Source organism: Kitasatospora sp. NPDC032121, from assembly GCF_055580145.1.
This window is the reverse complement of sequence record NZ_JBVILX010000006.1, coordinates 260,870-275,331: the sequence shown is the minus strand read 5'-3', so window position 1 is coordinate 275,331 and position 14,462 is coordinate 260,870. Positions and strand designations below refer to the sequence as shown.

Here is a 14,462-nt window from a genome sequence, read left to right as displayed (position 1 = left end):
GACGGATGACAGATTTCAAAATCTGTCATCCGTCATCTGTCATCCGTCTCAATGACTTGCAGGTCGCCCTGTTCTCTCAACTCTTCTCTCAACTCTGCGGATCGACCTGCCCCAGGCGCGTGGGCCCGCCCTCCCGCTCCGGCGCCGCTCCGGCGCCGGGGGCGCCGACGCGGCCGAGAACGGCGGTGACCGGTCCGCGCCGCCCGGCCCGCAGGCCGTACCGCTCGCCCGCCCTGGCGTAGACCAGGTCGCCGGGGATCAGCGGTACTTCACCGAGTTCGCCGAGGAAGACCGCGGCCCCGGAGAGGAGCAGCAGGAAGGTGTCGGCCGAGCGGTCCGTGTACGGGCCGCAGGTGGTGCCCGGGTCGAGGCGGACGGTGCCCACGTCGACCTGGCGCCAGTCCCGGGCGGGCGCCGAGTCCGATCGCTGGGCCGGGATGGCGGCCCGGGCGGGGTTGGGGCGGACGGTGAGCACGGCGGTCGGTGTGCCGCGGACGGCGGTGAGCCGGTAGGAGGTGCCGGGCCGGTGGTGCAGGGCCTCACCCGGGGAGAGGATCCGGCCGGCCGCGAACAGCCGGCCGGAGAGCACCACGGTCACCGACTCGACGGACTTGTACGGGAGTTGTTCGACCCGGACGCCCGGCGGCAGCGCCTCGACAGTGAGTCCGGCGCGGACGGCCGGCCGCTGCTCGGGGTCGATCAGCCGCTGGAACGCGGGCGCGGTGCGGGGAACGGCGGCGGGGACGAGTATCACGAGGGGTTCCTCCGACGAGGACTGGTGGGACCGGTCAGGGCCGGTTCCGGCGGGTGGCGCGGCGCCGGGCCGGGGCGGCCCGGGTGCCGGCGGAGTGCCGGGGTACGGCGAGGGTCAGGCAGAGCAACTCCGCACCGAGCGGCCCGGCTTCGAGGTGCAGGGCGCGGCCGCGGCGGGCCAGCAGCAGATCTCCTTCGGAGGCCAGGTGCTCGGGCTCGTCCGAGAGTCGGCCGACGACGGCGGCGCCGCGCAGCACGTGCAGGACGGTCTCGCTGTCGGGCCGGCCCGGGAGGACGTGGTGGGCGCCCGGGCTCAGGCGCAGGTGGTCGAAGGCCTCGCAGGCGCTGGCGAGCATCGGGCTCCGGGCCAGGGAGCGGATCCGTACGCGCTCGCCGTTCGGGCCGATGAGGACCATGGCCGCGCCGGTGTCCGTGGTGACGATCACCTGGGGTCACCTCCTCGGGAGGGGAGCGGGACGGCGAGCAGGGCGTGGAAGAACTCCAGCCCGGCCGTTCCGGCGGTCAGGACGGTCCGCGAGCCGAGCGGCAGCACCACCGCGGTGCCCTCGACCAGCGGCAGGCCGGCCCCGGCACGCTCCGGGTGGTCCGGGTGCACGGCGCTCTCGGGCAGTTCGGCGAGCCCGGAGCCGGCGGTGACGTAGATCGCGTGCTCGATGCCGTCGGCGACCAACTCGGTGCACCAGCCCGGGTCGAGCCGTTGCAGGCCGACGCCGCGCAGCGGTCCGGCGAGCAGGCGGCCGGGGTCGACGGCGCCTCGGCGGCGCAGGTCGGTGATGACGGTGCCCGACATGACGGGCGCTCCTTCCGCTCGTGGGCGGGCTCTGCGGCCCACCTACGCGATCCACCGTGCGCCGCCCACTGTCCCGGCCGCACGGGGGTGTCGTCCCGTCCGGCTCCCGACCCGATCCCGGCCGGGATCCCGGTTCGATCCCGGCCCGCTCCCACCCCCGGTCCCGGCCCGCTCCCATCCCCGGTTCCCGGCCCGCTCCTGGTCCTCCCCCGCCAGGAGGGCCGCCCCGGTCCGGACCGGTTTCCCCCTCGCACGCACCCCGCAAGCCCCCTGCCCGCGACCGCCCCGAGCCGAGCGGAACGACGTACGGTGGAACCGGAGGCCGTGTCATGCACGTCACCGGAACCCACTTCACCCGCTTCGCCGACCGGACCGAGGCGGGCCGTCGGCTGGCCGCCCGCCTGGGCCACCTGGCCGGCCCAGACACCGTGGTCGTGGCGCTGCCGAGGGGCGGTGTGCCGGTGGCCGCCGAGGTCGCCGCGGCGCTCGGCGCCCCGCTGGACATCTGCGTGATCCGCAAGCTCGGCGTGCCGTACCAGCCAGAGCTCGGCATGGGGGCGATCGGCGAGGACGGGGTCCGGGTGCTGAACGACCAGGTCATCCGGTTCTCGTCGGTCACGGACGGGCAGCTGGCCGAGGTGGAGCGGCGTGAGCGCGCCGAGCTGGCGCGCCGCGCCCGTCGCTACCGGGGCGACCGGCCGCCCGCCGACCTGCGCGGACGGACGGTGGTCGTGGTGGACGACGGCATCGCCACCGGGTCCACCGCCCGGGCGGCCTGCCGGATCGTCCGCGAGCGTGGCGCGGGCCGGGTGGTGCTCGCGGTGCCCGTCGCGCCCGTGGACTGGGCCGAGCGGCTCGGCGAGGTCGCCGACGAGCTGGTCTGCGTCGACACGCCGTCCCCGTTCTACGCGATCGGCGAGTTCTACGCCGACTTCTCGCAGACCGAGGACGAGGAGGTGCTGCGGTTGCTGGCCGCGGCCGGTGGCGACCGGCCCGCGGCCTCCGCCGGGGTCGACCGCGAGCTGCAGCTGCCCGTCGCCGGGGCCCGCCTCGCGGGCCGGCTGACCGTCCCGGCCGGAGCGCGCGGGGTCATCCTGTTCGCGCACGGCAGCGGAAGCGGCCGGCACAGCCCGCGCAATCGGCACGTCGCCGAGTACCTGAACCGGACCGGGCTGGCCACGCTGCTGTTCGACCTGCTCACCGAGGCCGAGGAGGCCGACCGGCGGAACGTGTTCGACGTGGCGCTGCTGGGCGGCCGGCTGACGGCCGTCGCCCGGCAGCTGGGCGCGGAGCGCGACCGCGCGGGGCACGACGGCCCGGAGCACGACGGCCTGGAGCACGAGGGCCGGGGGCACGAAGGCCTCGAGCACGACGGCCCGGAACGAGTCGGCGGGGAGCGCGGCGCCGAACGAGCCGGCCCGGGAGCCGTCATGCCCGAGACCCGGTCGCTGCCGCTCGGCCTGTTCGGCGCCAGCACCGGCGCCGCGGCCGCGCTGCACACCGCCGCCGAGCTGGGCCCGGCGGTGCGCGCCGTGGTCTCCCGGGGCGGTCGCCCCGACCTCGCCGGGCCCGACACGCTGGCCCGGGTCCGCGCCCCGACGCTGCTCGTCGTGGGCTCCCTGGACCCGACCGTGCTCGACCTCAACCGGCAGGCCCGCAGCCGTCTGCGCTGCGAGACCGGGCTCGCCGTGGTGCCGCACGCGAGCCACCTGTTCGAGGAGCCGGGGACGCTGGACAGGGTCGCCGAGCTGGCCGCGGACTGGTTCCTCCGGCACCTCCCGCGCCCCGTCGGCCCCGGAAGTACGTGAACGCCCCATTGCACAGACTTCGGGCATCATCCCCGGTCAGCAGCACATTTTGCGCAGCCGACAGCGGGATTTTCTGATCAGCTTGTACACATTGAGCAGTCAAAATCCGACCTGTTGCCCAAGGCCCCCGACAGTAGCAAGCTCTCCGCAACCACACCGCCCACCCGTTCGCGGTGCGGTCGCGATCCAGCGGAAGCCTCGACGGCGAGGCCCGAAGTGGAGGAACGAGCGATGACCCCGCAGACCCACGCCCTTGAGCTGACCCCCGAGGAGCGCGAGGCCGGTCTTGACGCCGACCAGCTGCGCCGCCTCGTCGGCCTCGTCGAGCACGACGCCGCCGCCGACCCGTTCCCGGTGACCGCCCAGGACGCGGTCGTCTTCGTGGTCGGCAACGCCACCCAGACGGCCCAGTTCTACCAGGTCGTCTTCGGCATGGAGCTGGTCGCCTACTCCGGCCCGGAGACCGGCCGCCGGGACCGCAAGTCATACGTGCTCCGCTCCGGCTCCTGCCGCTTCGTGATCAAGGGCGGCGTCCAGCCGGACAGCCCGCTGCTGGACCACCACCGCCGCCACGGCGACGGCGTCGTCGACCTCGCCCTGGAGGTCCCGGACGTCGACAAGTGCATCGAGCACGCCCGCGCGTCCGGCGCCACCGTCCTGGAGGAGCCGAACGACGTCTCGGACGAGAACGGCACCGTGCGCCGTGCGGCCATCGCCACCTACGGCGAGACCCGCCACACCCTGATCGACCGCTCCCGCTACCACGGCCCGTACCTGCCGGGCTACGTCGTCGCGGAGAGCAGGGTCACCCACCCGGAGGGCTCGCCCAAGCGCCTCTTCCAGGCCCTCGACCACGCCGTCGGCAACGTCGAGCTGGGCCGGATGGACGAGTGGGTGTCGTTCTACAACCGCGTCATGGGCTTCGTGAACATGGCCGAGTTCGTCGGCGACGACATCGCCACCGAGTACTCCGCGCTGATGTCCAAGGTCGTCGCCAGCGGCAACCACCGGGTGAAGTTCCCGCTCAACGAGCCGGCCATCGCCAAGAAGAAGTCCCAGATCGACGAGTACCTGGAGTTCTACACCGGCCCCGGCTGCCAGCACATGGCGCTCGCCACCAACGACATCCTCACCACCGTGGACGTGCTGCGGGCGCGCGGCGTGGAGTTCCTCAACACCCCGGACGCCTACTACGACGACCCGGAGCTGCGCGAGCGGATCGGCAAGGTCCGGGTGCCGATCGAGGAGCTGAAGAAGCGCGGCATCCTGGTCGACCGCGACGAGGACGGCTACCTGCTGCAGATCTTCACCAAGCCGATCGGCGACCGTCCCACCGTCTTCTACGAGTTCATCGAGCGGCACGGTTCGCTCGGCTTCGGCAAGGGCAACTTCAAGGCGCTCTTCGAGTCGATCGAGCGCGAGCAGGACCGCCGCGGCAACCTGTGAGCGTCTTGAGCGTCGGAGAGCTCTGACGAACGGTCGAGGAGGACCACGGAGATGGCGTACTACCGGCAGCTGGGCAGCATCCCGCCCAAGCGGCACACCCAGCACCGCACCCCCGAAGGCGGGCTCTACTACGAGGAGTTGATGGGCGAGGAGGGGTTCTCCTCGGACTCCTCGCTGCTCTACCACCGGGGCATCCCCTCGGCGGTGGTCAACGCGGTGCCCTGGGAGCTGCCGGACCAGTCCACGGTGCCCAACCACCCGCTCCTCCCGCGCCACTTCAAGCTGCACGAGCTGTTCGCGGACCAGGACTGGAAGTCCGCGGACGTCGTCGGCAGCCGCCGGCTGGTCCTCGGCAACGGCGACGTGCGGATCTCGTACGTCGCCGCCGGGGCCCCGAGCGAGCTCTACCGCAACGGGCTCGGCGACGAGTGCGTGTACGTGGAGTCCGGCTCCGGCACGGTCGAGACGGTGTTCGGCTCGATCGAGGTCGGCCAGGGCGACTACGTGATCATCCCGCGCGCCACCACCCACCGCTGGGTGCCGGCGGGCGACGAGCCGCTGCGCGCGTACTGCATCGAGGCGAACAGCCACATCACCCCGGTCAAGCGCTACCTGTCCAAGTACGGGCAGCTGCTGGAGCACGCGCCGTACTGCGAGCGGGACTTCCGCGGACCGGTCGGCCCGCTGGTCGTCGACGCCCCCGGGGACGTCGACGTGCTGGTCAAGCACCGCGGCCCGAACGGGATCGCGGGCACCCGCTACACCGTGCCGCACCACCCGTTCGACGTGGTCGGCTGGGACGGCTGCCTGTACCCGTACGCCTTCAACATCAAGGACTTCGAGCCGATCACCGGCCGGATCCACCAGCCGCCGCCGGCCCACCAGGTCTTCGAGGGCAACGGCTTCGTGATCTGCAACTTCGTTCCGCGCAAGGTGGACTACCACCCGCTGGCGATCCCGGTGCCCTACTACCACGCCAACGTGGACAGCGACGAGGTCATGTTCTACTGCGGCGGCGACTACGCGGCCCGCAAGGGCTCCGGCATCGGCCAGGGCTCGATCTCGCTGCACCCGGGCGGGCACACCCACGGGCCGCAGCCGGGGGCGTACGAGCGCAGCATCGGCGCGGAGTTCTTCGACGAGTTGGCCGTCATGGTGGACACCTTCCGCCCGCTGGAGCTCGGCGAGGGCGGCCGGGCCGGCGAGGACGCCGACTACGCCTGGACCTGGGCCGGTCGGGGGCCGGGCCGATGAGCGCGCCGGCCACGGGGGGCGCGCTGCCCGAACCGGTTTCCGCACCGGTTCCCGCACCGGGTCCGGCAGCGATCCCCGAGCTGTTCCGCGGGCTGTTCGACGACGCGGCGGTGTTCCCCCCGGGGAACCTGCCGGTCGCCGAGGCGGTGCCCGCGCACCGGGCGCACCGCGCGGCCTGGTACGCCGAGGCGGTCGGGCCGTTCCTCTGCGGGGCGGGCCGACTGGCCGAACTGGCCGCGGTGGTCGCGGATACGGCTGCCGCGGTGGGTACGCCCACCTGGGCGGCGGGGGCGGACGACGCGGCGGCGGCGGGCGACCGGCCGCTCAAGGTCGGGCTGGTGCTGCCGGGGGGCAGCGCCGAGCTCGCCCCGGCGCTCGCCGCCGCCGCGTCGTTCGAGCTGGCCGGCGTCGAGCTGGCCGTCCGGGACGCCGCCGAGGCGGTGGCCGCGCTGGACCGGCTGCTGCCGCCGCACGTCCCGGCCGCCGTCGAGCTGCCGCGCGAACTCCTGCGCGGGGACGGGCTGGACGCCGTCCTGGACGCGCTGGTGGACAGCCCGTACCGGGCGAAGTTCCGCACCGGCGGGCTGGTCGCCGAGGCGTTCCCGGACGAGGACGAGCTGGCCGCCTTCCTCACCGGCTGCGCGCGGCGGGGGCTGCCGTACAAGTGCACGGCCGGGCTGCACAACGCCGTCCGGCACACCGACCCGGAGACCGGCTTCGAGCACCACGGCTTCCTGAACGTGCTGCTGGCCGCGCAGGAGACCGACCGGGCCGCGGCCGCCGCGGTGCTGGCGGAGCGCGACGGCGAGGTGCTGGCCAAGGCGGTGCACCAACTGACGGAGCATCAGATCACGGTGATCCGCAACTCGTTCACCGCGTTCGGCACGTGTAGCATCGCCGAGCCCCTGGGCGACCTGGCCGCGCTCGGCCTGCTGTCCTCGCCCAGTCCACTGCACCAGGAGGACCGTTGAGCACCACCCCCAGCAGCACCGGCAGCTGGCTCGCCAGCGCCCAGGACTCGCCGTTCGGCGTGCACAACCTGCCGTACGGCGTCTTCACCGCGGCCGACCGGCCCGGTCGGCGCCGGATCGGCGTGCGCGTCGGGGACTTCGTGCTGGACGCCGGGGCGGCCGCCCGGGCGGCCGGGGCGCCGTCGGAGCTGCTGGACGCGGACTCGCTCAACCCGCTGATGGCGGCGGGGCGTCCGGTCTGGACCCGGGTGCGGGCGGACCTCACCACCTGGCTCACGGACGAGTCCTTCCGCGAGGCGCTGTCGCCGGCGCTGCTGGCGGCCGACGAGGTGGAGCTGCACCTGCCGTTCGAGGTCGCCGACTACGTCGACTTCTACGCCTCGGAGCACCACGCCACCAACCTGGGCCGGATCTTCCGCCCGGGCTCGGAGCCGCTCACCCCCAACTGGAAGCACCTGCCGATCGGTTACCACGGGCGGGCGGGCACGGTCGTGGTCTCCGGCACGCCGGTGGTGCGGCCGCACGGGCAGCGCAAGGCGCCCGCCGACGCCGCACCGGCCTTCGGGCCGTCGCGGCGGCTGGACATCGAGGCCGAGGTCGGCTTCGTCGTCGGCGCGCCGTCCGAGCTGGGCCGGCCGGTCACGCTGGACGACTTCCGCGAGCACGTGTTCGGCGTCTGCCTGCTCAACGACTGGTCGGCGCGCGACATCCAGGCCTGGGAGTACGTGCCGCTCGGCCCGTTCCTCGGCAAGTCCTTCGCGACCTCGGTCTCGCCGTGGATCGTGCCGCTGGACGCGCTGGAGCACGCCCGGGTCACGCCGCCGGAGCGCGACGTCGAGCCGCTGCCGTACCTGGACGACCGGGACGGCGAGCCGTGGGGCCTGGACCTGGCGATGGAGGTCCGGCTGAACGGGCACCCGGTCTCCCGGCCGCCGTTCGCCACCATGTACTGGACGGCGCAGCAGCAGCTGGCCCACATGACCGTCAACGGCGCTTCGCTGCGCACCGGCGACCTGTTCGCTTCGGGAACGGTCAGCGGGCCCGAGCGGGACACCCGGGGCGCGCTGATCGAGCTGACCTGGAACGGCGAGGAGCCGCTGAAGCTCCCGGACGGGACGACCCGCACGTTCCTGGAGGACGGCGACGAGGTGACCATCACCGCCACCGCGCCGGGGCCGGACGGCGCCGTGATCGGCTTCGGCGAGGTCACGGGGCGGGTCCGGGGCTGAGAGTCCGCGGGGCTGCGGCCCCGGGGCACAGCTGACGGGCAACAGCTGACGGGCAACAGATAACGGATAACGGATAACAGCCGACGACTGACAGCTGACAGATTTCATCATCTGTCAGCTGTCAGTCGTTCGCCCGTCTCCGACCGGACGGTCCGCCCCGCCCGCGCCCCGCCCCGCCCTGCCCCGCTTACAGTCGCGAGCCGCCGGTGGCGTCGACCACCCGCCCGGTCATCCACCGCGCGTCGTCCGAGGCGATGAACGCGACGATGTCCGCGATGTCCTCCGGCGCCCCGACCCGGCCGAGCGCGGCGAGCGAGGCCGCCTGGGCCCTCGCCTCCGGGTCGCGCAGCCAGTCCGCGTTGAGGTCGGTGTCGATGATCCCGGGCGCCACGGAGTTGACGGTGATCCCGCGCGGCCCGAGCTGCTGGGCGAGGTTGAGCGAGAAGGTGTCCAGCGCCCCCTTGGTGGCGCCGTAGGCCATGATCTCCGGCATGGCGAGCCGGGCCAGGCCGCTGGAGACGTTGATGATCCGGCCGCCGTCGCGCAGCCGCTCCAGCCCGTGCTTGACGATGAAGAACGGCGCGCGGACGTTGACCGCGAAGACCTCGTCGAACTCCTCCTCGGTCAGGCCGGCGAGGTCGGAGCTGCGCCCGATCCCGGCGTTGTTCACGATGATGTCGACGCCCCCGGCGGGCGCGTGCTCGCCGATCCGGGCGTCGAAGGCCTCCCACAGCGCGACGGCGTCGCCACGCCGCCCGAGCGCGGCGGGCAGCGCGAAGGCCCGCCCGCCGTCCGCGCGGATGCCCGCCACCACCTCCTCGGCCGCCGCCACGTCCCGGGCGTAGCCGACGGCGACGGTGGCGCCGTCCCGCCCGAGCCGGCGGGCGATGGCCCGGCCGATCCCCCTGCTGGCACCCGTGACCAGCGCCGTCCTGCCCTGAAGCCTGCCCTGAAGCCTGTCCTCGCCCATGTCGAGCCCCCTCTGCTGCCACGGATAATTGTTGAGCGACCGCTCAAGAAAGAAGCTAGCACACATTTCTTGAGTGGATGCTCTAAAATTCAGCGCATGGCAGAGGACCACACGGCGACAGCGGCGTCCGGAGGCGGGACCACCGGCTCCACGCCACCCCCGCGGCGCGGTCGCCCGCCGGCCTTCGACCGCTCCGAGGCGCTCGCCGCGGCCACCCGGCTGTTCTGGCAGCTCGGCTACGAGGCCACCTCGGTCAGCGACCTCACCACCGCCATGGGCATCCGCCCCGGCAGCCTCTACGCGGCCTTCGGCGACAAGCGGTCGCTGTTCGAGGAGGTGGTCCGCCAGTACGGGCACTCCCCCGTCGGCGCGTTCGCGACCGTCGCCCTCGCGGAGGAGCCCACCGCGTACGGCGCCTTCGCCCGCATCCTGCGCGAGGCCGCCGCCGTCTACGCCGACCCGTCGCACCCGGCGGGCTGCCTGGTGATCTCCGCGGCCACCAACGTCACCCCGCAGGACGCCGGCATCCAGGACCAGCTGCGCGAGCGGCGCAACGGGAACCTGCGGACCTTCGAGGAGCGGCTGCGCCGGGCGCGGCAGGACGGCGAACTGCCGCCCGAGGCCGACCCGAAGGCCCTGGCCGGCTACTTCGGCGCGGTCCTCCAGGGCATGTCCCAGCAGGCCAGGGACGGCGCCACCGCCGCCGACCTGGCCCGCACCGCCGAACTCGCCCTGCGCGCCTGGCCCTGAGCCGCGACCGCACACCCGCCCCGGCGCACGCGGCCCGGTGATCAGGGCTCCCCACTGCCCCCGGTACGGTGGACTCCAGGATTCCGGCAGGGACCAGGTCGGCATCGCCGAGGGACGGGAGCGGACCCGATGGACACAGATGTGGCGGAGACGGCGGAGGTCCGGGCGTTCCTGGACGGCGGCGTCGGACGGCTGGTGCTGAACCGTCCACGGGCGCTCAACTCGCTGACCCGCGGCATGGTCACCGCCCTGCGTGCCACCCTGGACGACTGGGCCGCGGACGACCGGATACGCGCCGTCGTGCTGACCGGCGCGGGTGAGCGCGGCCTGTGCGCGGGCGGCGACATCCGCGCGATGCACGACGACGCCAAGGCGGGCGGGGCCGGCACCCGGGCGTTCTTCCGCGACGAGTACCGGCTGAACGCGCTTATCGCCCGCTACCCGAAGCCGTACGTCGCGGTGATGGACGGCATCACCATGGGCGGGGGCGTCGGCGTGTCCGCCCACGGTGCGGTGCGGATCGTCACCGAGCGTTCCACCGTCGCGATGCCCGAGACCCGGATCGGCATCGCCCCGGACGTCGGCGGCAGTCGGCTGCTGGCGCACGCCCCGGGCGAGTTGGGCACCCACCTCGGTCTCAGCGCGGCCGCGATAGGCCCGGGCGACGCCCTGCTGTGCGGGTTCGCGGACCACTTCGTGCCCTCGTCGCGCGTCGCGGAGCTGCTGGACGCCCTGGGCCGGAGCACCGCCGCGGCGACCGGGAGCGGCACCGCCGAGGTGGCGGCCGTCGTCGCCGCGCACGCCGAGCCCGCTCCGCCCGCCGCACTGGCCGACCAGCGCGCCTGGATCGACGCCTGCTACGCGGCCGACACGGTCGAGGAGATCGTCGAGCGGCTGCTGAACTCCGGTGTCCCGGAGGCGAAGGAGGCCGCGGAAGCCGTCCTGTCGAACTCCCCCACCGCCGTCAAGACCACCCTGGCCGCACTGCGCCGCGCCCGCACGCTCCCCTCGCTGGAGGCCGTGCTCGACCAGGAGTACCGGATCTCCTGCGCCGCGCTGGAGGGCCACGACATGGTCGAGGGCATCCGGGCACAGGTGATCGACAAGGACCGCAACCCCCGCTGGCGGCCCGGCACGCTCGCCGAGGTGACGGAGGCGGACGTCGCCCGCATCCTCGCCCCGCGCGAGGGCGACGAACTGGGCCTGGCCTGACCCCCGCCCCTCCGCCGCCCGCACACCTGGAGCCCGCCGTGAGCCACCAGGTCCCGCCATCGCGACGGGAGGCTGTTGCGGAGCCGGGAGATCCTCGGGGTCGAGGCGTGGATGGTGCCGTCGCCGCACCACGTCCGGCCAGAGCCGCACGGGAACGCCTCCGAGCACCGGCCGTTGATCGAGGGCGGCGGCCCGTGCCCCGTACGGCGGGCCGCGGAGCGCCACGGCGTCCGCTTCTGACCGGCACGCGCACACTCCTCCACCGACTGGTGACCGGCGTCTCGCATACCAAGACTGGCGCGAGGCGGGGCGCGTCGTAGATCGTTGGGTGGTCAGGCGCGCCCACGGGCGCCGAGCAGCGGAAATGGGAGTCGACGGCGATGACCGAGACCGAGACCTACGAGACGATCCTGGTCGAGCGCAAGGGGCGGGTGGGGCTGATCACGCTCAACCGGCCCAAGGCGCTCAACGCGCTCAACACCCAACTCATGAACGAGGTGGTCGCCGCCGCGACCGCCTTCGACCGGGACCCGGAGATCGGCTGTCTGGTGATCACCGGCTCGGAGAAGGCCTTCGCGGCCGGCGCCGACATCAAGGAGATGCAGGGCAACCGCTTCCCGGACGTCTACCTGGACGACTGGCTGGGCCCGTGGGACCGGCTCGGTGCCCTGCGCAAGCCGGTGATCGCGGCGGTGGCCGGGTTCGCGCTGGGCGGCGGCTGCGAGCTGGCGATGCTGTGCGACATCCTGCTGGCGGCGGACACCGCGAAGTTCGGGCAGCCGGAGATCAAGCTCGGCGTGATCCCGGGCATCGGCGGCTCGCAGCGGCTGACCCGGGCGGTCGGCAAGGCGAAGGCCATGGAGCTGTGCCTGACCGGCCGGATGATGGGCGCCGAGGAGGCCGAGCGGGCCGGCCTGGTCTCCCGGATCGTCCCGGCGGACCAGCTGCTGTCCGAGGCGCTGGCCACCGCCGAGACGGTCGCGGCGATGTCCGCCCCGGCGGCGATCATGATGAAGGAGAGCGTCAACCGCGCCTTCGAGACCACGCTCGCCGAGGGCGTGCGCTTCGAGCGCCGGCTCTTCCACGCGGCCTTCGCCACGGCGGACCAGAAGGAGGGCATGGCGGCCTTCGCCGAGAAGCGCCCGCCGGAGTTCCAGAACCGCTGACGACGAGGGGCTGCCACGGGGAGCAGCCGGGGAGCGCGACGGACGGATGGCGGATGACAGCTGACAGATTTCAGATGTTGAAATCTGTCAGCTGAACTCCGTCCGCTGACCGCTGTCGGTCGTCAGCCGACCGACTGCCTCCAGCTGCCCGCCGGCCCCGCCTTCGTCGCCGTCGCCGCGCTCAGTCCTCTCAGTCCTCTCAGTCCTCTCAGTCCTCCTCCACCGCCACCGTGTTGAGCCGGGCCAGCCCGCTGCGGGTGGCGGCGACGACGATCTGGTCACCCGGGGCGAGCCGCCGGGTGCGGTCGGGGAAGTTCCACTGCAGCTGCCCGCCGTGGGCGAAGCGCACGGCGATCACCCGGACGCCGCCCGGGTCCTCCAGGTCGTGCCGGTTGAGCCCGATCAGCCCGCTGCCGTCCTCCACCTTCAGCTCGGCGATCAGCAGCACGTGCCGGAGCACCGACAGCGTCCCGCGCACCTCGCGTCCCATCAGCGCCGCCGCGAAGGCGGGCGCGGCCAGGTAGGACACCGACCGGGAGGCCGCGTTGTCCAGCGTCTTGTAGAAGTGGCCGGCGAAGTCGTCCTCGAACAGCCGCACCACCACCCGGATCTCGGGGTTGCCGTGGCGCGCCTCCAGGGCCGCCTCCAGGTTGGTGGCGTCATCCCCGCTGACCGCGACCAGCGCCCGGCTGTGCTTCAGCCGGGCCCGGCGCAGCTGCTGCTCGAACGGCCCGTCGCCCATCACCACCGGGATGCCGAGCGCCCGTACGGCGGCGATGCCGCGCGCCTGCGGGTCCCGTTCCATGCAGACCACCGGCACGCCCATGTCGTGCAGTTGGGCCGCGACCCGGGTGCCGACGTTGCCGAGGCCGACGACGATCACGTGGTCCCGGGTTCCCGCCCCGGGGTTGCGCGGCTGTCCGCGCCGACCGGAGCCCAGCACCTCGACCGCGATGGCGGTGGCGACCGGCGCGAAGGTGATCCCGCAGATGGTGATCACCACCTGGGCGACCCGCTGCCAGAACCCGCCGGTGCCCGTCCCGGCGGAGATGTCGGAGAGCTGGTCCGGCTGGGCGGCGCCGGCCAGGTCGAGCAGCGCGATGTAGACGGTCCAGCCGAAGTTCCGGTTGAGGTACCAGAGCACGCCGAAGGCCAACAGCACCGCCGCGAGGGCGGTGAGCAGCACCAGCCGCATCCGGGCGCTCGTGAAGAAGCGCATGGTGTCGAGCAGTCGCCAACGCAGCCGTCGCATCCAGTCGATCGGCTCCCGGGGTTCGATCCGCAGCACCTGGAGCGCCGCCCGGCTGCCCGGTTCCCGCGCCACGGCGGAGGCGTCCGTCGGGGCCGGTTCGCGCCGTGCGCCACCGGGCCGGATCGGCCCGTCGTCTCCGAACTCGCTGGCGAGACGGACGAATTCGGCCGAGTCGCCCTCCTGTTCGGGCAGCAGCCGGATCCTGCCGAGGTCCTGCCGGTCGATCTGGTCGGCGACCACGCAGATCCGGTCGGAGGTGATGTCGTCGTCGAACGCGATGTGCAGGTAACGCCCTTCGATCTCCACCGAGTTGGGCCGGTCGAGCGCCGCGGAGGCGAAGGCCGGAGCGGCGGTGGCGGAACCGGAGAGCGCGGCACCGTTCTTGAGCAGCCGTTCGATGTTCTCACCGAGCCGCTGGTTGAACATCCGGAACACGATGCGGATGTCCGGGTTGTGGTTCTGGGCGCTGAGCGCGGCGTGGATGTTCTCCTGGTCGCTCCCTTCGACCAGGGCGAGACCGCGCGCGGTGCCGATGGACACCGCGCGCAGTGCCTCCTCGGTGACGCTGGCGTACTCCACGACCGCGGCGACGCCCGAGAGTTGCTCGATCTGCGGCGCGTGGTCGCGGGTTCGGTCGGCGACCAGGACGACGACCGGGACCTCGTAGTGCTCGACGAGTTCCAGGACCAGCCGGTGTGCCAGCGCGTTGCCCCCGCAGACGATGTAGTGCTGACTGATCGGCTCGACCGGAGGGGTCCCCCACCCTTCAGAAGTCATACCGACAGACGATATCTACGGAAAGTGTCCGGGGGGTGACGTTCCGGCGACCGAGGCGGATCC

Annotated in this window: 13 protein-coding genes; 8 read left to right on the top strand and 5 right to left on the bottom strand. The window is 73.3% G+C overall.

What is annotated here, in order from left to right; genetic code table 11:
* Window positions 1-88 precede the first annotated feature (88 nt).
* Genes ACZ5OX_RS19065 through ACZ5OX_RS19055 form a run of 3 tightly spaced genes read right to left on the bottom strand, consistent with a single transcriptional unit; the run spans window position 89 to window position 1,564 of the window.
* Window positions 89-754 carry a hypothetical protein gene (locus tag ACZ5OX_RS19065; RefSeq protein WP_465631216.1) on the bottom strand — a complete coding sequence of 222 codons (666 nt, stop codon included), beginning with the start codon at window positions 752-754 and terminating at the stop codon, window positions 89-91.
* 34 nt (window positions 755-788) lie between these two features.
* On the bottom strand, window positions 789-1,199 hold the full coding sequence (locus tag ACZ5OX_RS19060) for a hypothetical protein (RefSeq protein ID WP_465631214.1): 411 nt from the start codon (window positions 1,197-1,199) through the stop codon (window positions 789-791).
* Window positions 1,196-1,564, bottom strand: coding sequence for a hypothetical protein (locus tag ACZ5OX_RS19055; protein ID WP_465631212.1), 369 nt, complete (start codon window positions 1,562-1,564; stop codon window positions 1,196-1,198). The genes ACZ5OX_RS19060 and ACZ5OX_RS19055 overlap by 4 nt, the downstream gene beginning before the upstream one ends.
* A gap of 329 nt (window positions 1,565-1,893) precedes the next feature.
* Between ACZ5OX_RS19055 and ACZ5OX_RS19050 the strand changes: the two genes are divergently transcribed.
* The 5 genes from ACZ5OX_RS19050 to fahA all read left to right on the top strand — a co-directional run bounded on the left by ACZ5OX_RS19050 (window position 1,894) and on the right by fahA (window position 8,272).
* Window positions 1,894-3,372 (top strand): phosphoribosyltransferase family protein, encoded by a 1,479-nt coding sequence (locus ACZ5OX_RS19050; RefSeq protein WP_465631211.1) that lies wholly within the window; start codon window positions 1,894-1,896, stop codon window positions 3,370-3,372.
* A 231-nt stretch (window positions 3,373-3,603) separates the two neighbouring features.
* Window positions 3,604-4,818, top strand: coding sequence for a 4-hydroxyphenylpyruvate dioxygenase (gene hppD / locus ACZ5OX_RS19045; protein WP_465631209.1), 1,215 nt, complete (start codon window positions 3,604-3,606; stop codon window positions 4,816-4,818).
* Window positions 4,819-4,869: 51 nt separating this feature from the next.
* Window positions 4,870-6,072 (top strand): homogentisate 1,2-dioxygenase, encoded by a 1,203-nt coding sequence (locus tag ACZ5OX_RS19040; protein WP_449788538.1) that lies wholly within the window; start codon window positions 4,870-4,872, stop codon window positions 6,070-6,072.
* Window positions 6,069-7,043 carry a hypothetical protein gene (locus ACZ5OX_RS19035; RefSeq protein ID WP_465631207.1) on the top strand — a complete coding sequence of 325 codons (975 nt, stop codon included), beginning with the start codon at window positions 6,069-6,071 and terminating at the stop codon, window positions 7,041-7,043. The genes ACZ5OX_RS19040 and ACZ5OX_RS19035 overlap by 4 nt, the downstream gene beginning before the upstream one ends.
* The gene (fahA, locus tag ACZ5OX_RS19030; protein ID WP_465631205.1) at window positions 7,040-8,272 is read left to right on the top strand and encodes a fumarylacetoacetase; all 1,233 of its coding nucleotides are present in this window, start codon (window positions 7,040-7,042) and stop codon (window positions 8,270-8,272) included. The genes ACZ5OX_RS19035 and fahA overlap by 4 nt, the downstream gene beginning before the upstream one ends.
* Before the next feature lie 187 nt (window positions 8,273-8,459).
* On the opposite strand, the gene ACZ5OX_RS19025 is transcribed toward fahA, so the two are convergent.
* Entirely contained in the window at window positions 8,460-9,242 is a 783-nt protein-coding gene (locus ACZ5OX_RS19025; RefSeq protein WP_465631203.1) for an SDR family oxidoreductase, read from the bottom strand.
* A 96-nt stretch (window positions 9,243-9,338) separates the two neighbouring features.
* Here ACZ5OX_RS19025 and ACZ5OX_RS19020 point away from each other — a divergent pair, with 96 nt between their 5' ends.
* The 3 genes from ACZ5OX_RS19020 to ACZ5OX_RS19010 all read left to right on the top strand — a co-directional run bounded on the left by ACZ5OX_RS19020 (window position 9,339) and on the right by ACZ5OX_RS19010 (window position 12,370).
* Window positions 9,339-9,992: a TetR/AcrR family transcriptional regulator gene (locus ACZ5OX_RS19020; protein ID WP_465631201.1), complete on the top strand. Its 654-nt coding sequence runs from the start codon at window positions 9,339-9,341 to the stop codon at window positions 9,990-9,992.
* Window positions 9,993-10,121: 129 nt separating this feature from the next.
* Entirely contained in the window at window positions 10,122-11,204 is a 1,083-nt protein-coding gene (locus tag ACZ5OX_RS19015) for an enoyl-CoA hydratase/isomerase family protein (protein WP_465631199.1), read from the top strand.
* A 380-nt stretch (window positions 11,205-11,584) separates the two neighbouring features.
* Window positions 11,585-12,370: an enoyl-CoA hydratase gene (locus ACZ5OX_RS19010; protein WP_363384136.1), complete on the top strand. Its 786-nt coding sequence runs from the start codon at window positions 11,585-11,587 to the stop codon at window positions 12,368-12,370.
* A gap of 208 nt (window positions 12,371-12,578) precedes the next feature.
* On the opposite strand, the gene ACZ5OX_RS19005 is transcribed toward ACZ5OX_RS19010, so the two are convergent.
* A complete protein-coding gene (locus ACZ5OX_RS19005; RefSeq protein WP_465631197.1) occupies window positions 12,579-14,399 on the bottom strand; it encodes an NAD-binding protein in 1,821 nt (606 codons plus the stop codon).
* Between the last annotated feature and the right edge of the window lie 63 nt (window positions 14,400-14,462).

Coding starts and splice junctions, on each gene's coding strand:
- ACZ5OX_RS19005 (WP_465631197.1), bottom strand. CDS start 14,399: ATGACTTCTGAAGGGTGGGGGACCCCTCCGGTCGAGCCGATCAGTCAG.
- ACZ5OX_RS19055 (WP_465631212.1), bottom strand. CDS start 1,564: ATGTCGGGCACCGTCATCACCGACCTGCGCCGCCGAGGCGCCGTCGAC.
- ACZ5OX_RS19040 (WP_449788538.1), top strand. CDS start 4,870: ATGGCGTACTACCGGCAGCTGGGCAGCATCCCGCCCAAGCGGCACACC.
- ACZ5OX_RS19010 (WP_363384136.1), top strand. CDS start 11,585: ATGACCGAGACCGAGACCTACGAGACGATCCTGGTCGAGCGCAAGGGG.
- ACZ5OX_RS19035 (WP_465631207.1), top strand. CDS start 6,069: ATGAGCGCGCCGGCCACGGGGGGCGCGCTGCCCGAACCGGTTTCCGCA.
- ACZ5OX_RS19025 (WP_465631203.1), bottom strand. CDS start 9,242: ATGGGCGAGGACAGGCTTCAGGGCAGGCTTCAGGGCAGGACGGCGCTG.
- hppD (WP_465631209.1), top strand. CDS start 3,604: ATGACCCCGCAGACCCACGCCCTTGAGCTGACCCCCGAGGAGCGCGAG.
- ACZ5OX_RS19020 (WP_465631201.1), top strand. CDS start 9,339: ATGGCAGAGGACCACACGGCGACAGCGGCGTCCGGAGGCGGGACCACC.
- ACZ5OX_RS19015 (WP_465631199.1), top strand. CDS start 10,122: ATGGACACAGATGTGGCGGAGACGGCGGAGGTCCGGGCGTTCCTGGAC.
- ACZ5OX_RS19050 (WP_465631211.1), top strand. CDS start 1,894: ATGCACGTCACCGGAACCCACTTCACCCGCTTCGCCGACCGGACCGAG.